At 67.2% G+C, this 20,480-nt stretch carries 14 protein-coding genes and 1 riboswitch; of the genes, 6 read left to right on the forward strand and 8 right to left on the reverse strand.

Translation table 11 applies throughout. The features are described from left to right. Positions 1-370 precede the first annotated feature (370 nt). A complete protein-coding gene (locus OEY_RS31335; RefSeq protein ID WP_237713807.1) occupies positions 371-1,078 on the forward strand; it encodes a hypothetical protein in 708 nt (235 codons plus the stop codon). A gap of 1 nt (position 1,079) precedes the next feature. Beyond that, positions 1,080-1,994, forward strand: coding sequence for a hypothetical protein (locus OEY_RS29250; RefSeq protein ID WP_010596679.1), 915 nt, complete (start codon positions 1,080-1,082; stop codon positions 1,992-1,994). Positions 1,995-2,471: 477 nt separating this feature from the next. Here the strand turns inward: OEY_RS29250 and OEY_RS30695 are convergent, their stop codons facing one another. The 3 genes from OEY_RS30695 to OEY_RS0126100 all read right to left on the reverse strand — a co-directional run bounded on the left by OEY_RS30695 (position 2,472) and on the right by OEY_RS0126100 (position 6,025). Beyond that, positions 2,472-3,455, reverse strand: a complete 984-nt coding sequence (locus OEY_RS30695; RefSeq protein ID WP_157180035.1) for a hypothetical protein — start codon at positions 3,453-3,455, stop codon at positions 2,472-2,474. 543 nt (positions 3,456-3,998) lie between these two features. Further along, positions 3,999-5,567, reverse strand: a complete 1,569-nt coding sequence (locus OEY_RS0126095) for a DUF4236 domain-containing protein (RefSeq protein ID WP_010596681.1) — start codon at positions 5,565-5,567, stop codon at positions 3,999-4,001. 155 nt (positions 5,568-5,722) lie between these two features. Then, positions 5,723-6,025 carry a nucleoside triphosphate pyrophosphohydrolase gene (locus tag OEY_RS0126100; protein WP_010596682.1) on the reverse strand — a complete coding sequence of 101 codons (303 nt, stop codon included), beginning with the start codon at positions 6,023-6,025 and terminating at the stop codon, positions 5,723-5,725. 31 nt (positions 6,026-6,056) lie between these two features. On the opposite strand from OEY_RS0126100, the gene OEY_RS0126105 reads away from it, so the two are divergent. Continuing rightward, complete coding sequence (locus OEY_RS0126105; RefSeq protein WP_010596683.1) at positions 6,057-7,070, forward strand: HNH endonuclease; 1,014 nt, start codon at positions 6,057-6,059, stop codon at positions 7,068-7,070. A gap of 792 nt (positions 7,071-7,862) precedes the next feature. Beyond that, a complete protein-coding gene (locus OEY_RS31345) occupies positions 7,863-8,030 on the forward strand; it encodes a hypothetical protein (RefSeq protein ID WP_237713810.1) in 168 nt (55 codons plus the stop codon). Positions 8,031-8,248: 218 nt separating this feature from the next. Here the strand turns inward: OEY_RS31345 and OEY_RS0126120 are convergent, their stop codons facing one another. Then, positions 8,249-10,099: a hypothetical protein gene (locus tag OEY_RS0126120; RefSeq protein ID WP_157180037.1), complete on the reverse strand. Its 1,851-nt coding sequence runs from the start codon at positions 10,097-10,099 to the stop codon at positions 8,249-8,251. 221 nt (positions 10,100-10,320) lie between these two features. Beyond that, positions 10,321-10,779 carry a hypothetical protein gene (locus OEY_RS0126125; RefSeq protein WP_043806002.1) on the reverse strand — a complete coding sequence of 153 codons (459 nt, stop codon included), beginning with the start codon at positions 10,777-10,779 and terminating at the stop codon, positions 10,321-10,323. A 30-nt stretch (positions 10,780-10,809) separates the two neighbouring features. Further along, positions 10,810-10,930, reverse strand: a riboswitch (SAM riboswitch). Between the two features lie 503 nt (positions 10,931-11,433). Between OEY_RS0126125 and OEY_RS29260 the strand changes: the two genes are divergently transcribed. Further along, positions 11,434-14,799: a DEAD/DEAH box helicase gene (locus tag OEY_RS29260; RefSeq protein WP_192811093.1), complete on the forward strand. Its 3,366-nt coding sequence runs from the start codon at positions 11,434-11,436 to the stop codon at positions 14,797-14,799. A 1,373-nt stretch (positions 14,800-16,172) separates the two neighbouring features. Here the strand turns inward: OEY_RS29260 and OEY_RS0126140 are convergent. From OEY_RS0126140 to OEY_RS0126150, 3 genes are all read right to left on the reverse strand, one after another. Further along, the gene (locus tag OEY_RS0126140; protein ID WP_010596688.1) at positions 16,173-17,159 is read right to left on the reverse strand and encodes an NYN domain-containing protein; all 987 of its coding nucleotides are present in this window, start codon (positions 17,157-17,159) and stop codon (positions 16,173-16,175) included. 1,444 nt (positions 17,160-18,603) lie between these two features. Further along, positions 18,604-19,227: a Fic family protein gene (locus OEY_RS0126145; protein WP_010596689.1), complete on the reverse strand. Its 624-nt coding sequence runs from the start codon at positions 19,225-19,227 to the stop codon at positions 18,604-18,606. 36 nt (positions 19,228-19,263) lie between these two features. Continuing rightward, positions 19,264-19,455, reverse strand: coding sequence for a hypothetical protein (locus OEY_RS0126150; RefSeq protein WP_010596690.1), 192 nt, complete (start codon positions 19,453-19,455; stop codon positions 19,264-19,266). Positions 19,456-20,023: 568 nt separating this feature from the next. Here OEY_RS0126150 and OEY_RS0126160 point away from each other — a divergent pair. Further along, a partial coding sequence (locus OEY_RS0126160) for a hypothetical protein (protein WP_010596692.1) occupies positions 20,024-20,480 on the forward strand: 457 nt, incomplete at its 3' end.

The raw sequence follows: 20,480 nt of genomic DNA on the forward strand, positions 1-20,480 counted from the left end.
TACCTCGGCCTGTTGACCACCAACGCCGTTGCCCCGGTGACGGCCGACCACGCCAGCCAGCTTGTTGACGACCGGAACGACGCGCGGGTGGTGGCGTAGGCCGAGGGTTCACATCGCGTCGAGGGCGCACGGGGTGAGTTTGCCCAGCGGTGCAGGCACCACTTCACCCGGGCTTTGGGCGGTGACGTGCGACAGACGAGCACGCTCGCATCGAAGACGGTCGGTAACGAATGGGACCCGGGGAGCGCTGACAACGGGGAACGCACGTATTTTCTCCGGGGAGCGCGTGCTCGAGGGCCGGGCCGGCAGGGCGTCCGGTGAGTCGACCTGCCGGCGCGGGTCGGGGTAGAAGAAGGGGCCATCAGAGGATATGACTCAGCCACCGCAGTGGGGGCCCGAGCCAGGCGAGCACAACTACCGATGGCCCCCGCCCGAGGATCAGCCGACCGCCCAGTACCCGCGCATCGACGATGCCCGCGACGGATACATGCCGCCGCAACAGCCCCAGCCGATCCCGCAGCCCCATCAGCCTGGGCAGATCCCGCCACCCGGCTATGCGCAACAACCGGCCTACGGGCCGCCGCCCAGCTATCCGGCACCGCCGCCCAAGAACTCCAACGCGGCCGTGTGGATCGTCGTCGCAGTGCTCGCCGTCATCGTGCTCGGTCTGGTCGGCTACCTGTGGTTATGGCCGCAGATCGTCAACGACAGCAGGGCGTCCGGGCCCTCGACGTCAACGTCGACCGTGGTCGTGCCCGCACCCGGCGGCCCGGCCCCGGCCCAAGGCGGCGCGAGCCCGGCACCGGCAACCGGGGAGAACGTGCCGGCGTACTCCACGCCCTGTCCGAGTGTGTTCACGAGCCCGAGTTTCGGCACCTCGGCAGTGGGCAGCAGTGTCACCTCGTGCGAGTTCGCCGAGGAGGTGCGTTCGGAATACCTACGCCAAGGTGTGCGGGGCGGTGTCGTGTCGGTCGACGCCTACAGCCCGGTCACCGGCCGCACCTACACGATGACCTGTTCGGGCAACACGGTGGTCACCTGCACCGGCGGCAACGACGCCGTGGTGTATCTGTACTGACATGGCCGAGCTTCGGCGCTCGAACACGCGCACTCACCTGCTTGCGGTCGCCGTCGCGGCCGTGGTCACGACCGCCGTCGGCGCGTGCAGCCCACCACCGGGCAACGACGAACCGGATGTGATTGTCATCGAGACGATCACCGAGTCCGTCGGACCCGCTCCGGCTGTTCCCCCTGCGACCGCCGGCCCGGGCGTGGGGGTGGGGGTGGGCGGCGGTTTGGAGGAGTTCGATGCCTTCGCCCAGCAATTGCCCGCTCAGGTGGGTCTGGCGATCGTCCCGGTCGGCGGCGGGCAGGTGATCACCGGTGGCACCGTGATGACCGATGTCGCCTGGTCGACGATCAAGGTGCCCTTGGCCATCGCCGCGCTGACTGCCGATCCCGCCCAAGCTGGCAACGCCGCCGCCGCGATCACAGCCTCGGACAACGATGCCGCCCAGGCGATGTGGGACGACCTTGGTTCCGGAGCGACGGCCGCGGCCGCCGTACAGCAGGTGCTGGCCGAGTTCGGCGACCCCGGCACCATGGTCCAACCCCAGGTCACCCGCCCCGGATTCACCGCCTTCGGGCAGACGATCTGGCCGCTGACCGCCCAAGCACAGTTCGCGGCCTCGCTGCCCTGCCGCGACGCCGCCGACGAGGTTCTGACGCTGATGGGGCAGGTCTCGCCGGATCAATCCTGGGGGCTGGGAGCGCTTCCCGGCGCCCGGTTCAAGGGCGGCTGGGGGCCGAACCCCTCCGGCGGCTACCTGGTCCGCCAGTTCGGAGTCGCCGATACCGCGGCCGGGCAGGTCGCCATCGCCGTGGCCGCGGCCCCGACCTCGGGCGTCTTCGAGGACGGCGTCGCCGTCCTCGACCGCGTAGCCTCCTGGCTGGCGCCGCGCCTGGCCGCCCTCACCGTTGGCAGTACCTGCTGATCTCCGCCTCCGTGGCCGCATGCCGCGGGTGGTCGAGCCAGCTTCCGGAAAGGAGATGTCCGCGACCACAGCCCGGATGCCGGGAACGGCGCCTCCGGAAGATCGCGAGCTAGCGTCGACGGACTTCCCCGGTGGGGTGGGTCCGCATTGGGGCAATGGCACGGGTCATGACCGATGCCAACGCATCTCGATCGCATGATCTACGTCGACGATTCTGGCCATCCCCAGTCCGGCTTGCCGTCTACGGCTGGATCGAGTTCCGCCCGAACCAGTGGCGATCGATACTGCACTCATGGCTCGACACCCGCAAGGCACTGTGGCGCGAGTTCGGAGTGCCGGTGACACCGAGCTGCGCACCATCTAGTACGCCAATGGCCGCGGCCGGATCTCGAAGAACATCCCGCGGCGGCGCATCCACGATGGCCACGAGTACTGGAAGGATTTCGGTCCGGAGGTCGCGCACAACTGTCTAGAGACTCAGAACGCGGACTTATGCCCGTGCTCGATGTTCCAGAGCCTCTTGGCTGCATCCTTCTCGCGCTGGGCGCTGACCTTAGATGCGCGGATCAGTTCCGCGTTCTGGGAAGCAGAAATGGAGGCATGGCCATTCAGGATGCTGGACTGACTGTTCACCGCACCTGTCAAGGAGCCGATACCGGCCGAGATGTTGCCAAGGCTCGAGTGGAGCGAGGAGATCTGGCTAGAGATACTGACAGACATCTCACTGAGGGCGGACCGAAGATCGGAGAATCCAGCAGCCATTATGCGGTTGCCGTGCCAACTCTCGTAGATGTTTGCAAACTCAATGTCGCCCATAGCGCGCCGCGTCGCCTTCGCGACTGCGTCGTAGATCGTCTTGTAAGACTGCATGGCAGACACAGACACGTCCGTAACAGAAAAAGGTGGAACGACTCCGTCATAACGGGCGGCAGCTTCCGAATACTGGTCGGCCATCGAGTGGATGTAGACAATGTCGTCCTGGAAGGCTTTCAGTTTCAACGCACAGCCCTCCAGCGACGTCCAGAAGGGATTGTATACACGCTCCCGCCAATCGACCTCGGACTGGTGGAGGAAGGCCTTCGCCTCTTCAAGATGCATGGGCAGACGTCCCAGCGCCTCAGTCGCGCTTTGATTTGCGCGCGTGACTCTGGTAATCAACCGGTCCTGTTCCTGTCGATAGGCTTCCTCCGAAGCCCGCTTAGCCTGCTCCGCCTGCCTGCGTTCCGCTTCTTCCCTCTCGGCTTTCGCTTCAGACTTTCGTGCCCCGGATGCGATGACAGAAAATACGATTCCGGCTGCTCCGAGGAACAACGCGAGGAAGAACCAGTTCGCTCCGGTTAGGACCATCCACTCAGTCGACATGAGATAGTAGAGACTGCTGGCACACATGAGAAACAGACTCAGCGCTGAAAGTACGAACGCCCATGTGGACAGATTGGCGCACAGTTTTGAAGTTTTCACCCGGTCTCCTCGCACCTCCGGCGAGGCGATGGAGTGGTCACCTCGTCCAAGTTTGAGGATGAGGTTAACACCAGAGGCGGACTGGTGCGCCTGTTCGACTTGCTGGCAGTTTCAACATGACAGTGGTGGCTAATAGGCTTTTGTAGGTCAGGTCGACTTCCCGTGAGGGGGCAAGTCCCGTGAGGTGGTGTACGACGTCGTCGCGTGATTTGTGAGTGCATGTCGGAGCGGTTCCGTGAGGGATCGTTGTCAGGATCGGTGTCGATGCCTGGAACTGACTCACGCGTGATTTGTCCACCCCTGGGTGTCTCGTGCGAAGGACCTGTCGTTCCGGGCGTCGGCACCGGCCCCGCTCCGCCTGCAGGCCTGATCAGAAGCCTGTCCGTGCCGATCGCACGTGATCCATCACAGATGTCAATGGCCAGTAGCTTCCGCGGCCCGGGACCCTAGACACTGGGGAATTGCGGCGGCTCCGTGCCCACCCACGTCTTGTAAGCAGCCTCAGCGCCTCGAATCGGCGTGACGCTGGGCTCGGATACCGGATCAGACGGACGTGAGGCGCTCGGGCCGAAAAAGTATGTGCACGAGTTGACGGCCGCCGCGGTCGGTGGTCCACCACAGGCCCACGCAGGACGGGCCGTGACCGAGCTGGGGCCAGTGCGTGAGGGCACCGTCCGCGACATACCCGAAGGTGACACCGTGCTGGGTGCCCTGCCCGAGGGCAGCCATGGGGGGCGCCCCGGCATCGACGGTGAACGCACTCACCCGGACCCGGCCGTCCACCGGTTGCAGCATTCCCAGACTGACGCCCATACCCTGACCGGTGGCGAGCATGGGCACACCGGTCCGTCGCGCCAGCGCCGACAGGTCCGGGCCGGGATACTCCACCGGGACGGAGGCCACTCCCGGATCGCGGGACCCGAGTGAGGTCAACGGTCCGATGAGGTCGCGCAGCCGGAAGGTCTGGACGGCCGGCTCGGGGTCCTTGGGCGGGTCGTCGACGGCCGGTGGTGCCGCCTCGGCCCCGTGCTGCAGGTGTCCGAGCAGGGCGCGCAGGTCGGGTTCGTCGCCGAGATCGAGGGGGAGCAGTTCCTTGGTGCGCCCACCGGTGACGACGCGCAGGTGCGTCCCCCGTTGCCAGATCTCTTCGGCACCGTCTGCCGCGTAGTTCGCGGTTTCGATCACCTGCCGGGAATGCACCCCCGCCAGCAGGATCTCGTAGCCGTGGGTCGTCGCGGGGCGGACAACGACGGAGCGGACCTGTAGCACCGACGGGGCGACGGCGAACACCTCCTTCAAGGTCACCACGACGTGTCCCGCGAGCCACCGGCGATACAGAGCGTGGCGCTCGGACTTGGTGTAGGTGCGCACGGTCGGGTTGCCGGCGGGGGTGAGGTCCGGGTGCCGGGTGGGTGTCTGCTCGAACGGTGGCGCCCAGATCACCACCGAGGCCTCACCGTGCCGGTAGTCGACGACCGCGGAGGGCTGTGCGTTGTCGGCGAGAGCGTCGTTGAGCACCTCCAGGACCGTGTCCCGCTCCCCGGCGACGAGCCGGCTCCACTGCTGGTCCCACCAGGCTTGAGCCTGGGCCTGCCACCGCAGCAGGGACTGGTGTTGTTGCTCGGTTTCGAACTCGATCTGCTGGGCAGCCAGTCGCTTCGCCTCCGCACGGGCGGACAGGGAGAGCCGGGAACGGGTCTGCATTAGGTCCCGGTATCGCTGCTGCACCCACCGGTGGCGAGCCTGCGCGGAGGGGTAGGCGGGAGCGGGCACGGTGTACCGCGTCGCCGGCGGGAAGTGCACCCGGTGCAGGTTGTCGATGCGCTCGACGTCGTCGCGGGCCGCCGCGAGGGCTTGTTCCTTGGCGCGGCGGCGTTCTTCTCGCTGCGCCTGCCGTTCGGCGGTCTGCGTCCACCCCGAGCCGGTCGAGTAGGTACCGCCTCGGCCGCTGGTCAAGGACGTGTAGCCGCTGATCGGTCCGAGGCCGCTGGAGACACCGACACCGCGTGTCCCGACGTGTATTCGGGCGATCCGCGGGCCGAGTCCGGCGCTCACCCCCCGCGAGGACACCCGCAGCCGCACCCCGGGTGCGAGCCGGAAACCGAATCCCATGTCGTCCTCCCTCCGCCGCGACGCAGGCTCATGCCGATGATCATCGATTACCCATGGTTCCGGTGGATTCCTCGGTCCGCGCCTGCTCGGACTTCGGACGAACGCGGCCGGATCGCCTCGACGGAAAAGGAGGGTTCTGTGGTTGTCGGGCCCGGCTATTCGAGCCAGATCCGGTCCGCGAACCCGCCGCGTTCGCCGCGTTTTTCCTCCGCCTTCCTGCGGACGTCGTCGAGGGTGTAACCGTGGCATGCCGCCAACGCGGTCAGGACCTCCAAGACGTCGGCGGCCTCTTCCAGCGCGTACTCGGGCGAACCGGACTCGCGCAGTTCCCGAGCCTCCTCGGCCAGTTTGTCGTGCAGCGCGCCTTCGTAGGCGTCCGCGTCGAGCTGTCGGGTGTCGGGAGTCCGGCCGCTGGCGCGGATGATCTCCGGTATCCGGTCGCGAACCAGCTTTCCCATCGGTGTCCCTTCCACGCGTGATACTTGCCGCATGTCGTTCTACAGCGTCGAGCCGACACCGCGCACGTCGTGGCGTCAGGCCGTTCTGATGGGGGTCAATTCCCGCACGTACAAGTTCGCCCTCGGGACGGCGCTGCTCGAGCTGGCGAAACCGGGGCGCGATGCCGTGACGCTTGCGGAGTTGGCCGAGCGATACGCCTGGGCGCTGCTCGCGCGGGAGGGCGGCTTTCCGCAGGCTCCGGCCGCCGTCGAGCTTCGTGACACCGATTTCCTGGCAATCCTGGAGCGGGAGCGGGCGGCGTCGTCGGCCGCGGGACGGCCCACGGAGGCACTGGTCGAGGCCGCGGTGAGGTCGATGCCCGGCATGGTGATGCAGAAGTTCCACAATCTGCGGGGGATCGGGGAGGTCGCGCACGCCTTCTACCGGGTGCAGGGCCGGGGGAGTAACGCGATGGTGCGGTTGACGCCGGAGTTGCACCGTGTCGCTGCCGCCGACGATGTGCTCGGCCGCGAACTGGACTCGCGGTGGTCGATCGTCGAAGCGTCGTTCGATGCGTCCATCGGTCGCACCCTCATCGACCGGGGCGTGGAGATCGACCCCCGGGGAGCGGTGGTGGTGTCGCCGGCGCGACGGGTGCCGCTGACCTCCGTGCGCGGTGCGATCGCCGGCTTCCAGCACGGTCGATGCTTCTACTGCCATCAGGAACTCGACCAGCTCGATGCGGACATCCACGTCGACCATGTCTTCCCGTTCTCCTGGATGAACACCGGCAGCTGGTGTGGGCCCGACCTCAACCACGTCTGGAATCTGGTCCTGGCGTGCGCACCGTGCAACCTAGCGAAGAGCAACCGGCTACCCACCGCCGAAGAAGTGGAGCGGTTGCTGGAGCGCAACGACGCGATTGCAGGATCACCGCATCCGCTGCGGCGCACGTTGGAGATCACCATGGGAACCACCGGTCCGACTGCAGAGGCGCGCCGGCGGCAGCGGCGGGACTTCGTCGGCGCGGTATGGAACCACGCCACCGAGGGACTGGTGAGATGACGGCACCGCCATCCCCGGCTCGGTGATCTCCGGCCGACGCCGAAGCGAGGCAGGCGAGCAGGGTGATGCGGCCACCGGACCGGGGGCGTCGTACCGCGCGACCGCCGAACGTCCTGACGGGTCGGCGGCCGGCGCCGTGTGCCGGACGGGAGTTCGCCTCGGTGGAGAGCACCGAATCTGGCACGGCGGCGTCGGCCCCGGATCACGATGAGAGGATGGAAGCATCGAGTTCTCAGGATCCGGCCCGCGAGTTTCTCGACCTGTGGGCCGACATCGAAAAGCATCTGCGGCACAAGTACTCGCTACCCGGGCATATTCGTACCATGGGCGAGATCATCGCCGAAACCCGCACTCGGGACGCACTTGTCCGTCGCTACGAACCGGCCCTCACCGCGTTCCGGGATCTGCGCAACGCGATCGTCCACCATCCGTACCGCGGCGATGTTCCCATCGCTACACCGCGCCCGGACACCGTCGACCGACTGCGCCGCGTCCACCACGAGCTGCTCCACCCAGCCCAGATCGGACGGTGCCTGCGAGCACCGGCGGTGAGCACCGCGGCCCCGGACGACCCGCTTCGCGACGCCTTGTACGAGATGGCCGCGCACTCGTACTCCCAGCTGCCTGTCTACGAGGACGGCCGATACCTCGGCCTGTTGACCACCAACGCCGTCGCCCGCTGGCTGGCTACGCAGATCAGCGACGCCGGCGAGGTCCTGGTGGATCAGGTTCTGGTGCGAGAAGTGCTCGACTTTGTCGAGCCGACCGAATTGGTCGTCCACCGCGCGCACCGTGTCGGTCGCCGCGGTGATCGACGGGTTCCGCAAGGAAAACCCAGCCGGCACACTGGTCGCGGTCATCGTCAGCGAACTGGGTCTACCGACCCAGAAACCGCTCGGTGTCGTCGTGCGCGACGATCTGGCATATCTGCTCGCTCAGCTCCCGGCAGTGGGCCTGTAGAACTCCGTGTCGCGGGGGACAGGGCATGGATCTGCGGACCGGTCGCCTGCAGGTGCCGGTAACCGGTATGCCGCGCTCGACTACGAGGCCCACGGTCACGCACCGGGATCGGGGGCGCCGCGGGTGTCTTCGAGGGGAATCCGCTGACAACGTTCCCTGACGTCGGGACGCCCCTGCGGAGCTCGGCGACGCCACATTCTTCGACATCAACGCGTTGGTCACGAGTATGCGCGCCCGTCCCAGCGAAGGATCCGGTCGGTGATGGTGCCCGCAGCGCAGCTTGGGTTGCAGTCGTTGTCGAACTGGCGAATCGTGTACTGCCCATCGGCCCCCGGCCCTTCCAGCTCGGCGTAGTAATAGACGTGGCTGGTGCTCGTGTAGTTCGGTCCGGATCCGTCATCCCACTCGATCGTCTCGAAGCCGTCGACGTTGGGCACGAGGGTCAGGACACCGTTGTATCGCCCGGGGTTGTAGGTGAGGAAGACACTGCCGGTGGCGTCCGTGGTGGGCTCGGCGAAATCCAGTGCGTCGCCGTAGACGGCGAGATCGACCCGGGCCAGGATCTGTCCGGACGAGCTGATGGCCGCGACGCATCCGCCCCCACCAAGACCAGGTTTGCCATCGAGGACGGTGGAGACCTGCACAGTGCCCAGGTGCGGGTGAGGCACGCTGCGGGTGTCTTCAACCCTGCCCCCACAGATGGATTCCGCGGTCGCCGGCGGCGGCTTCACCTGGGTGAACAGGGTGATCTCGTAGGCGCCGCTGGAGAGCGCCAGGGTCGAGATCAGATCGCCGGCCACGACGGTGGCTTTGCCAATCCCCAGGAGCGCCATCAGTTTGCCCGCGACGACGGCGGCCGTGCGGGTAATGCCCTTCGCGGTGAGCTGATCCCACATCTGAGTCGACAGCCTGCCCTGAATCTCGGCAAGGATGTCGGGGGTTCTCTCGATACCGCACATCACGAGCGATGCGATTCCGCCGGTGAGGGCACCGAGGTCGGCAGCGCTGACGGTGGTGGTGAGCCCGTCGGTGACGCACACACCCATGACACCGAGTTCCAGGGCCGTCAAGACGGCAGGATCGTCCGCGGCTTCCTCGATCGCGTTCCATAGGACGCCGTACGCCAGTGACGAGGTCGACACGGTCGCGGTCATCGTCGAGATGCCGTTCAGTGGCGCCAAGGATTGTTCGGTGAATCCGAGGTCGACGCCGCCGCCGGGCGGCAGGACCCAGGTGCGGGAGCGTCTGTCCGCCGGCACGCCCATCGCGTCTGTGGTGGCGGACAGTACTTCCGATGTGAGGGCGCTGATCTGGCCGGAATGCAGATCGACGAACGCCCAGGTCGGGGTGACCGGTGCGGTGACGATCAGTGCAACGCCGCGATTGTTGCGGATCTTGACGACCGCGGTGTCGGAATCGTGGGGGTCGGAACCGGTGCACACGAGCATGGGTGCGTTCCTGTCCTCTACGTACACGACATCGTCCATCCATCTCGGGCGAGGTTGGGATGGGCAGGACGGCGGGCGTGCACGCAGGCCCGCCGCGGAGGTGAGGAAGTGATTGGCGTCTTCGGCGCGTGCCACCAGCCACTCCTTGATGCTCAGGTGGGTGACCTCCGCTGTCGCGGTGCGGCGATCAGGGCTGATCTGCGGCTCGATCACCTGTGTCGCCGCGGGTTCGGTCGAGTTCGACGCGTGCGCGTCGTAACTGATCAGGAAGAGCTGTTCGTCGGACGGGAGCGGCTCCGGAAGTCGGTATCTGAACGTCAGCGGCTTCTGGGGTTGACCGCTGGACAGGGTCACTTCCGCGCGGGCAAGAACACCGGGTAGGTCCGCAACATCGAGTGGGGTGACCGTGAGGGTCGAGTCGGCCGGCCCCGCACCGGGCGGCACGGCCACGGTCCAGGCGCCGGTGACCGGTACGTCGGTAGCTTCGCTGTCCGACAGAGCCACCGAGGTCGAGGAAGACGGCTCCGGCGTCCCCGATGCCTCGTCGGAACGGCCGCCACCAGGGAGCAGTGCGCATCCGCTTGCCACCAGCATCGTCGCAACCAGCATCGCCATGGTCACGGGACCGGACCGAAGTCGTTGCACCACAGGCGTATCCTCCTGTCCAACGGGAAGGTCGCCGGCTCACTCTAGCTCCGTCCCTCGGCGCCGAAGGCGGAATACGAAGCGCTATCGGCCGGGACCGGGCAGTCGACGAGAACGGACACGCAGTACGTACTCTGCGTATAGCGCAGACCGGCTTCGCCGACCGGGGACCGAGCACCTCCCCATGATGCGAGGACCTAGGGGGACAAGCCCGGAACCTCGCCGGACAACGCACGTCTGGTCGCCGCGCTGGCGCGGTGTCCCGACTCGTACAGTTGCGGCCAGGCCGCGAAGTCCTCGGGGTCGACGATCGTCGTGTCGTGGCCCCCGTTTCCTCGCCGCTTCGGGCGATGTTCGGGATGGTTCGGAAACTCCGAGGCCAAATAGCCGCGGTCGAGTTCGAGCCGGAAGATCAGCCACGTGTGCGGGGTGAACCCCACCGCTTCGGCGCGTTTGGCGAGGTCGATCCAGTCGGTGATGTTCGTGTACCCGCCGTCGAGCACCGCCGTCTGGGTGGCGATCATGGGGATCGTGCCCAGCCAGATCGGCGGAAACTCCAGCAGGACCCGGCACCACTCGCGCCGCCGGGCCGGCGGAATCGGTTCCCACTTCGCCTGCGCGTTGCGCAGGGTGTCGCTGTCATGGTGCGAAGACATCGCGCCCTCCACCTTCCGGAGGCGTGGGCCTCCATCGACTTGTCCGCCGGCGGTCACCGCGCGAACCGGTTCTTCCCCTGGGGCACCCACAGTCGATGGAGAAGGGGTTGCCGGGCAGCCGGCCAGGTACCGACAACTGCCACTCTGGAACCTGCTGCCACCATAGCAAGAGCGACCGACATGACGGCGCCCTGTCAGCAGACACCCTGCTCGCCCGCACCTGCCGGTATTACTGCAATCAAACTCTCGTACTACCAGCTCGATCCGGGTCAGGAACACGTCGCGTTCCTGCGTCGCGAACTCGAGCTGCGCCAGGGAAGCACGGCGTGACGACACCGGTGTTGGTGCGGTCACGCCGGTGAACCGGGCTGGATCCGGGGCCCTCGGTCGATCAAGTCCGGTCGGCGAAGCCGCCACGCTGGTCCCGCTTCTCGCCGGCCTTGCAGCGAATGTCGTCGAGGGCCTGACCGTGCAGGGCTGCGAGTGTGGTGAGCATTTCCAGGACATCCGGTGGATGTCGCCGCTGCCGGTGCACGGGACCGACGTCGTGACCGCGCGGAGCCGCCACCACCGCCGCATGGCGGGCACAGTAGTCTGACCTGCACGGCAACGGTGTCAGGCAGTCGAGGAGGGCATGCGGTGCGGCGGCTGCGTGTGACTACCTACGACGGCGGGAACAGCCTCTACGACACGGTGCTCGAACTGATCACCGCGGCCCAGCGCAGGGTATGGATCAAGATCCCGTGGTGGGACACCTCCCCTCAGGCTCGTCGTCTCCTCGATGCGGTGATCGCCGCCAAGCAGCGCGGTGTCGATGTCCTGGTGCTCTGCCGGCCCGAAGCGTCCAACGACGCCGTGCTGCGAAGGCTGCGCCGCGCCGACATCGCCCTGACCAGCGTCCGGTACATCCACGAGAAAGAGCTGATCGCCGACGACATCGCGGTCACCCACTCGATGAACTTCACGCGTACCGAGATCGAGCGCAACCAGAACTCCGGCTCGGTCTTCGACACCCCCGAGGAGATCGACGACCTCGAAGCGGGTTTCCGCACGCTGCTGGACAATCGGGAGGCGGTCAGCGTCGGCGAGGAGGAGTGGACACCGAGTTCGGTGCTGATCCCCCCGGATTTCCAGAAGTTCCTGACACGCTACGACCGGCTCAATCCGTTGCAGTCGAAGGCCGTGCCCGTGGTGCTGTCGAGTCCGGGGCATGTGATGGTGGTGGCTCCGACCAGCGCGGGGAAAACGTTGATCGGGGAAGTTGCGGCGTTGCGGTCGATCGTCGGAGAGGGCAGGCCGGCGGTGTGGCTGTTGCCGGCACGCGCTCTGGCCGCCGAGATCGGTGAGACCGCCAAGCGGTGGAACGAGCACGGGATCCGTGCCATCGAACTGACCGGCGAGACCAACATGTCCAGTGAGGCGGTCCGCAAGGCGCAACTGTGGGTGGCGACGACGGAGAAGTTCGAGGCACTCTACCGGCGGTCCTCGCTGCGCGAGTTCATCGGCAGCGTCGGCTGCCTGATCATCGACGAGGTGCATCTCGTCGGCGATCCGGAACGCGGCGCCACCCTCGAATCGCTCATCGCCCGGTTGCGTGCCGCCGAAGCCCGCACCCGGATCGTGGCGCTGTCGGCGACCGTGTCCAATGCCGACGAGCTCGCCTCCTGGTTTCATGCTCAGCTGATCCGGTCGGCGTGGCGGCCGACAATCCTGAACACCCAGTTCGTCGCCTACGACGCCCCAGCGGCCGAGGAACGACGGGAGCTGCACGAAGCCGCCAAAGACCGGGCTCTGCGGGATCTGCTCGGCGAGCTGGTCGATACTGCCGGGCAGTCGACGACCGTCGGCCTCAGCGCCGCGACGGCAGAGGGCGGTGTCCTGGTCTTCTGTGGGAGCAAGAACGCGGTGCGACGCACCGCGGCGCTTGTTGCCGGCGTCGAGTTCCGCGAGGTCGACGACGAACAGTTGATCGATGCGGCCTTCGCGCGTGGGGTGGGAATCCACTTTCGCGATGCGCCCCGGGCCGGGCGCGCGCTGACCGCGTTCAAGGAGCGAGACATCCGCGTTCTCGTCGCCACGTCCGGGTTGTCGACCGGAGTGAACACCCCCGCCCGGTTCGTGGTGATCCGGGATCTCGAGCTGGGAATCTCTGCTCTGGAGGTTAGTCAGGCTCAGCAGATGTTCGGCCGGGCAGGACGGGCCGGACAGGAACCCGAGGGGTTCGGGTTCATGCTGGTACCACGCGACCAGGAAGCCCTCTGGCGTCATAAACTCGCCGACGGGTACACAGCACGCAGCCGGGTCGTCGACCGGCTGGCCGATACCGTCCTCGCCGAGATCCTGCTCCGGTCGATCCGACACCGATCCGACGCGTCGACCTGGTTTCAGGAGACGTTCGCCTACGCCCAGTCCCGTGAGGTTCACGACGTCGACGAGGCCCTCGACTTCCTGGTCCGCCGCGGCTTTGTGACCGAATCCGAGGACGGCCTGGCGGTGACGGAGATCGGTGCGTTGACCTCACGGCTGATGATCGATGTCGAGTCCGCCGCCGAGCTCCTGGCTGCGTTGGCCGAAGTCCCGGTCCCCGCCGACGCGGCCGAGGCCGAGGAGTACGTGCTGCAGATGACGGCGAGCGGCGTTCGCTCGCTTCGAGAGTGGCCGGTGAATCAGAGAACCTACGAGGCGGTGGTCCAGGAGGCGCTCTCGTCGTGGTCGCGGCGGGTGACCTCGCGTCTGGGCAGCCACTTCGGGTCTCGATTCTGCCTGGCGGCCGCGCATCTGGCGCTGCGCGATCCCCGTAGGCTCCACGCGAAGCCCCCACGTGGGATGTCCCTGGCCGACTTCCGGCGCGCGATCGACGAGATGCCCCGGTACCTCGCGTGGATCAGCGCCCTCGGTTACCTCGGGTCGGCGACCTGGGCGCCGGCGGTGGCCGGTGATCTGGCCCGCCGCCTGTCGTGGTGGACCCTGTCCCCACGCCCGGAGCGAGGCTCCGGTCGTCTGCTGTGGATGCTCGAACGCACGCTGCATCCGGAGAACCGGCGGATGCGCATGCAAAATCTGTGGGGTCGAGCCCGACAGAACGGCTACTCGAGCCCCGACCGGATCAACGCTCGGCCCCGCGACGTCGACGTCTCGACCGAGGAATTCGCGCAGGTCGCGCGTAGTCGCGCCGATCTGCAACTCGCCGTGCCGGACCGGCTCACCCTGCCCGTCACGACGGCGACCGCCCAATCCCGAGTGACGGTGCTGAGCAGTACCGGAACCCGCCGAGCGGTGTCCACCGTGTGCCCGGTGCTCGACCGGATCGAACTCGCGCTGCCCCCGGGCAGGGAGGCGGGCTCGATGGTTGCGGATGCATTCCTCTACACCCGTGACGGGGACTTCGCGTACCGCAATGTCGTGGTCGAGCTACCCGACGATGCGGTCGGTACACGACTCGATCCGCTGGTGGAGGCGGCTCGGCTGGTCGACGACCTGCCCGTCGTCGCCGTGGTGGTGAAGAAGAAGTTCTCGGGGCTGCGGCGCCTGCTGTCGAGTGAACGCAAAAAGCGCCGCATGTCGCTGCTGCCGTTGCTTGCCCCCGACCCGCAGTTGCGTCCGGTGGCGCTGGCCCTCGCCGAACACGAGGCTGAGCCCGAGCGTGCGGTGCTCACCCTGCGCGCCAACCTACGGGCGTTCCTCGCCGCCGAGGACAGTCACGTTCCGCGCCCGGCCGCGGCGGTGCTGCGCTCCGGTCACGCCTGCGACGACGAGTTCGAACTGACCTTGGCGGCGCTGGCCGGTGCCCTGCAGTTCGACACCGGTGCCGCGATATCGGGTGAGAAGGTCGTGGCGCTGGTGAAGATCTCCGGTGAGTGGCACCTGGCGGCCCCAACGAAGGAACCGTTCGTTCAGGTCGAACCTGTTGTCCCCGAGGAGCTCCCGCCGGTGATCCGAACGGTGCAGGAGCGAGAACACGACCCGGATGCCACCGTCACGCCGCTCTGCGACTGGATGCAGGAATTCACCCAGTCGTAGCGGAGAGTCAGCACCCCGCGGCTGCGCGCCACGCGATGCACACCGGCACGGCGCAGTGAGGGACCGCCCGGAAGCAGCACGGTACGACCGGCCGTCACTCGTCGCAAAGGGCGCAGAAGTCACCAAGGGGGGTGGAGCGCTATTCGTAGAGCGCGCTGTTGCCGCGCCAGTCGTTGTCGTCGTCGGTAGGGCTGCCGAGGAACTCTTCGGGGTTCTGACCGTACGAGGCGCTACCCCAGTCCAGACGTGAACGATGATTGAATCGCAGATCGTCGGCACGGGACGGCCGCCCGTAGGGGATCTCTCGTGCCTGACCTCCCGCACGACCGTGTCGGCGCCCGGTATCGGAGTGTCCTGCGCTCCGCTGAGCGCTCTTGGGGCGCTTGGGTGCCGGCTTCGCGGCATGAGGTGTCAACGGGGGCAGCGGATGCCGCATGCGGGTTTCGGCCGTTATCACTCCCAGGCATCGGTTCAGGAACCGCACCAGTGACCTGGTGCATTTCGGGCAGGGAGCTAATCGGCTGTGATGAGCTTGTTCCGCGGTGCACCGGTGCTGCACCGTGTTCTTGGAAACGCAGTGGTCGTGCGCGTGGTAGTGCCCGGCGCGTGCGTCGACGAACACCGGCCGGCGGAGTCGTTCGGCGACGGCACGCGCGAACGCTGGGTTCGCCCTCGGGGGTGGAGGGACCGCCCCGTTCCGACGTCGAGACGGTACGTGGTCGTCACGAGACCGTGGCTCATCGGGTGCAGCTGGCGACATCCCACGAGTAGAAGCAGGAGATGCCGCGTCGCCGGGTCGCCGTGCCGGGGACTTCTCTCCACCGTGAGGGACGGGGCTCGTACCGGAGTGGCGGGCCGGGGGCGCAATACCAGCCCCTTTGGGGGAAGCTGGGGCGCGGGTAGCGCCGGAGGACGCCGACCGGGATTGCTCCGTGTGCAACGCCGCGGCGGCATCGGCGACAGCTTGGTCCAGTCGGCTGCGGTAGCCGTTCCTGAACTCATTGTAGCTGTCGCCGAGGTTCTGGAAGGCACGCGCGATGGCGGCACATTCGGCTCTGGTGTCGCGTGTGAGGATGTGCGAGGCGAACGGCGCGGGTGCATCTTTCGGGCTGTCGGTCTCCCGCTCGTAGATGCGCAGTTCCCACCGGCCGCTGCTGGCGCGTTTGATGACATACCGGTGTCGCGCGGTGCCGGCAGTGCTGACGCGACGTGCGGCGTTCTTCGTGCGGACTACCCGGGCAGGGTCCTGACTGCGTTTCCGCTTCCTGCCACCTGCCATGTGCAGTCTCTTTCTCGGATGTGCGGGGATTCGGACATGCACCTCGACCATCCGGTCGGATGCGGACGAGCTGGGAGATGCCTACGGGTGGGTCTCAGCCCTCGTCGTACTTCTCCCAGAAGCGGGCCCGCAACCGGTACCGGCTGTCCTCGTCCAGGTCGTAGTGCTGCATCGCGACGGACGCGTCGAGCAGCAGGGCCCGGTCGATCTCCCGCGGGATCGAGGGCCTGGCCCGATCGAGCTCGAGCTTCTCGTCGGCGGTGGCGCTTTCCCGGAACGAGGCCAGCACCCGCATCACCACCTCGTCGATCGCGTGGTCGTCCTCGGTCTCGTCGTTGCGGTCGTAGCCCGGCAGCACCTGAGCGGGGGAGCCGGTGGTGCTGCTGTAGGCGAGCACACTGGTCCGACGCGGGGCCGACGAGGCCGGTACCCGCGCCGCCACGTCCAGAGGGGTCCGGCCAGCCGGCCGGACCGCCGGGACCACGGCGGGCGTGGGCGCCGGTGGCGTGGGAATCGGTGCGGGCACCGGTTGACGGTCGACCTTGAGCACCGCGTCATCGACGACTCCGCCGTCGATGACGTCGAGCTCGTCGGCAGCGCGGATCAGGTGCCGGCTGACCCCGTGCGAGGTGCCCACCGCGGTCGGGACGGCGAGCAGCACGACTTGAACGCCGTGAACCTGAGCCTCTTCGACGGCTTCGGTCAGGTCATCGTCGCCGGAGACGAGGAAGAACACATCCGAGGCTCCGTTGCGAGCGTGAGCCACCAAGTCCAGGCCGATACGCAGGTCCACGCCCTTCTGCTCGCCGTTGACACCGAAGCGGCCGAGACGAAGCTTGACCTTGGCAAGCTCACCGATGCGTTCTTGCTGCGCGTCGGGGATGCCGTTGCGGGCCGAGTCGTACCAATACACCCGCAACACCGGCAGCCCCGACCGGTCCTGCGCGGTGTCCACCAGCGAGCTGATCAGCGTGGAGTAGTCGACGTGAATACCGCTGCGTAGCGACGTGCCGGTCACGCGAGTTGCAGCCGAGGCAAGCAGATATCCGGCATCGATGTAGAGCGAGCAGGTCGACCGCATGCGCTCACTATGACATGCACGAACGACAGGGACGGCACACTGTGACCAGCCCATGCGCCCCTTTCACTGGTGGGAGCACGGGACAGCCTCGACCACCGCGAAGCGCCTGCCTGCAGGCGATGCTCGCACCCGGCGTCCTGGCAGGACTCGCGGTATGCCGCGTACGCGCGGTAAGCGGTGTGCGACTGGTATCGGGTAGCCGGAACGCAGAACCTTGCCTCTCCGCTGGTCACGGACGGTCTGCACACGGCAGCCGAGGTACCGAAGCGATGCCGCAGGGAAGGCCGAATGATGCATCGGATGCAATAACGGGCGTGCGAGTTGACATAATCACGCTTATCGGCATTTCGTGACAGGTTGTGCCACAGCAGGTTTCGTGGGATATCGGCGTTGTCTCGCGGGAACGAGGCGCGGGGCGGGCGCACCGGCGCGGTCAAGTCCACGGCGTCGGCGCGTCCCGGGCGCTGTTCGCTGCCGCCGACGCGGCTGGATCGACCGACTGGGACGGTCTCGGTCCTGGATGAGTCTGAATTCGTGTTCCTGCGCGACGGGCGTCGTCGGCGCCAAGGCATCTCGCAGCCCGCCGTTAAGTTCAGTCCTGTTGCACCGCAACATGAATCATGGATAATCGTGCTTATCCATCATGGTCGGCCGGAGCTCGTCGGCGGTACTTCTCCTCGCAGCGCCCTGATCGACACCGCCGCGCACGTCAGTACCGGGCGCCGAATCGGCGGGGCGAAAATGGCCCCCCTTGATCGCGGCCCCGGGCACGGACTCGGGGGCCGGCGGCACGAGCTTGCAGCGTCGCGCGGGCGTGATGGTTCGACTCCCGGTGCTACCCAGCCGTGGGCAGGTACGGGCAGGAAACCTCACGGCGTCGGTGTCCGTTCGGTAGAGTTTTCGTGTCATCGTCATCCCCCTGCACGGTGACCGAAACCCCGCCGGAGTTGCCCCCCAAACTCTCTCCGGCGGGGTTTCTCAGTTCGATCTCGACCGAGCGTGCCACACTGCAGGGCGGCCGGTTCGGACTGCGCCGTGCAGGGGGTTGCGCAGTACGGGCCGGCCCTTCTCGTCTTCCGTCCCCGACGTCCCGTCCGCGCTTCCGCTCACGGAACTGGATCATCCACGGACCAGGGAGGGCGGCGGTGTCCCCGACGGAATGGGCCGACGCATGCTGCCGAAAGCATGCGTGCATTGCATGCGCGCTACGCATGCAACCTTGCGTCGCGATGGGCCGAGCCTCTAGTTCGACACCACCGCCTCGGGTCTGCGCACTCGGTAGGCGCTTGTTCCGCTTGTGGTCGAGGTCCTCGGCCCAACCCGCAGCACAGGCGCGTTCGTATTCCCTCGGGATCCCTGTGCGTGCGTGTCCAGCATCTTCGACCGGAGCTCACGGGCGGCACCCCTACTCCCCCGGCTCCACGCTGCGTCGCAGGCAGGGCCCTCAGTCCTGATCGTCCAGCGATGCGAAACGAACGTCCCGCCAGAATTCGCACAGCAGGGCCAACGACCTGTGCTGGTCCCATTCCCGCAGCGCCGCCACATACCGGGCATGTTGGGCGGTGTCGCGTTCGACGCTGAGTTCGAGGACGGGAAAGTCCAGCCGCCGCATGGCTTCGGCGACCATCACCCGGGCCGCTCGGCCGTTGAAATCCTCGAACGGATGCACATGCAGTGCCTGAGCCTCCAGGTAGGCGAGGGCTTCGAGTTGAAGCTCGACGTCGCCGGCGCAGTAGTCGAGCCGGCCGGTGAAGCTGTGGAACAGCTCCCGCATCTCCCGGTCTACATGGATGTGTTCCGGCGGATAGTGGCCTCCCACCCGGACCGGCTTCCTGCGCCACCGGCCGGCGATGTCGGGCATCACGTCGATCAGGATCCGGCGATGGAACTCGCGGAGCAGATCCACGTCCATCGCCTCGTCGGCGAAGTGACCGGAGGCCACCTCGTCGAGCAGCCGGCGCAGCGGCTCGGCGATCAGATCGGCGACCTCGTGGTAGGTCTTCGTACCGAACAGCGTCTCGAACTGGCGGGTGCTGCCGGTATCGACCGGCTCCGCCGACTCACCCACCGGCAACCGCTGCTGCGCGGGTCCGTGCGTGCACGATCAGTGCGAGCCCAGCATGGCGCGCTGGCGGTGCCGTGCCTGCTCGATCCACCGGTCGGAGACCGGCTCGCCTTCCATCGCCATGCTGTGGATCACGTGATCGACCACGGCGGCGCGCCGCCGATAGACCTTCTCCTCGGTGGGCAGCGCACGCCACCGAGCGACCAGTGCCCGAACGTCGTGTGTGGTCACGGCGTGCTCCCTTCCGTCTCGATCCGGTCCGTTGTCCTCCATGATGGCAGCCGGTGGCGACAGCGAGCAATCGAGACGGGCTCTGCCGGCCTGCGGACGTATGCGTCCCGCGGCACCGTCGGCGCCGTGGTGTAGGCACAGCTGGACGACGAGACGGCGGATGTGCCTGTCGCGTCCACCGAGGTAGGGGGATCGAATGGTTGTGCTGCTCATCTTCAATGTGCTCGGACTCCTGGCCGCGCTCTTCTGTGCGCACAGGTCCTATCGCCGTTACGGCCGCCCGGTTCGGGCGCTGGTGGCCGGCGTCGGAGGGCTTCTTGTTCTTCCGCTGATCGTCGTGGTGGCGGTCGCTGCGGCCACCCCACGGGCATCGCGGAGCGGGTAGCGGAACGTCGGGTAACCGCAGTTCAGGATGCATTTCGTGTGCAGTGATCGGGTAAAATTGATCTTGAAACGTTCCCGGAATCGGGGGGAGCTCCGCCCAGGGTCGGGCGCAGTCGAGGAGGTCGCGTGGCGGACGAGAACGCCAACCAGGACACGTTCGGAACCGAGGATCAGGGAGGACACAGTGGCACCGCAGAGCGAGGAATTCAGGGCGCAGGTCGAGGGAATCGACCTGACGATCGCGGCCGAGACCAGGCGAATCCTGGTCGAGTGGCTGGGAATCGACCCGGCGACCGAGCAGGAGCAGATCGACCGGGAAGCTCTACGCCTGCAGCAGATGACCGAGGACGCGGCCGAGCAGTTCGAGCAGGCGACCCCGACGGTCCCGGACGCGACGTACCAGGACGCGGTACGCGCCAAGGAAACAGCGTGGCGGGCAGCGCGGGAGATGGTGCTGGAAGGCGAGCTGTATCCGCAGGTGACACCCGAGATCCGAGAGGACTGGGAGCGATTCGAGGAGTGGGCCGAGCAGGAAGCCGAGAAGGACTGGGAAGCGGCCCGGACAGCGCAGGACCCGGATCGCTGGCGGACGCAGAACGTGCGGCCGAACCCGACCGCGGTGCGGGTCGTCGAGCGAGTAT

Source organism: Rhodococcus sp. P14 (assembly GCF_000256505.1).
Lineage (GTDB): Bacteria > Actinomycetota > Actinomycetes > Mycobacteriales > Mycobacteriaceae > Rhodococcus > Rhodococcus ruber.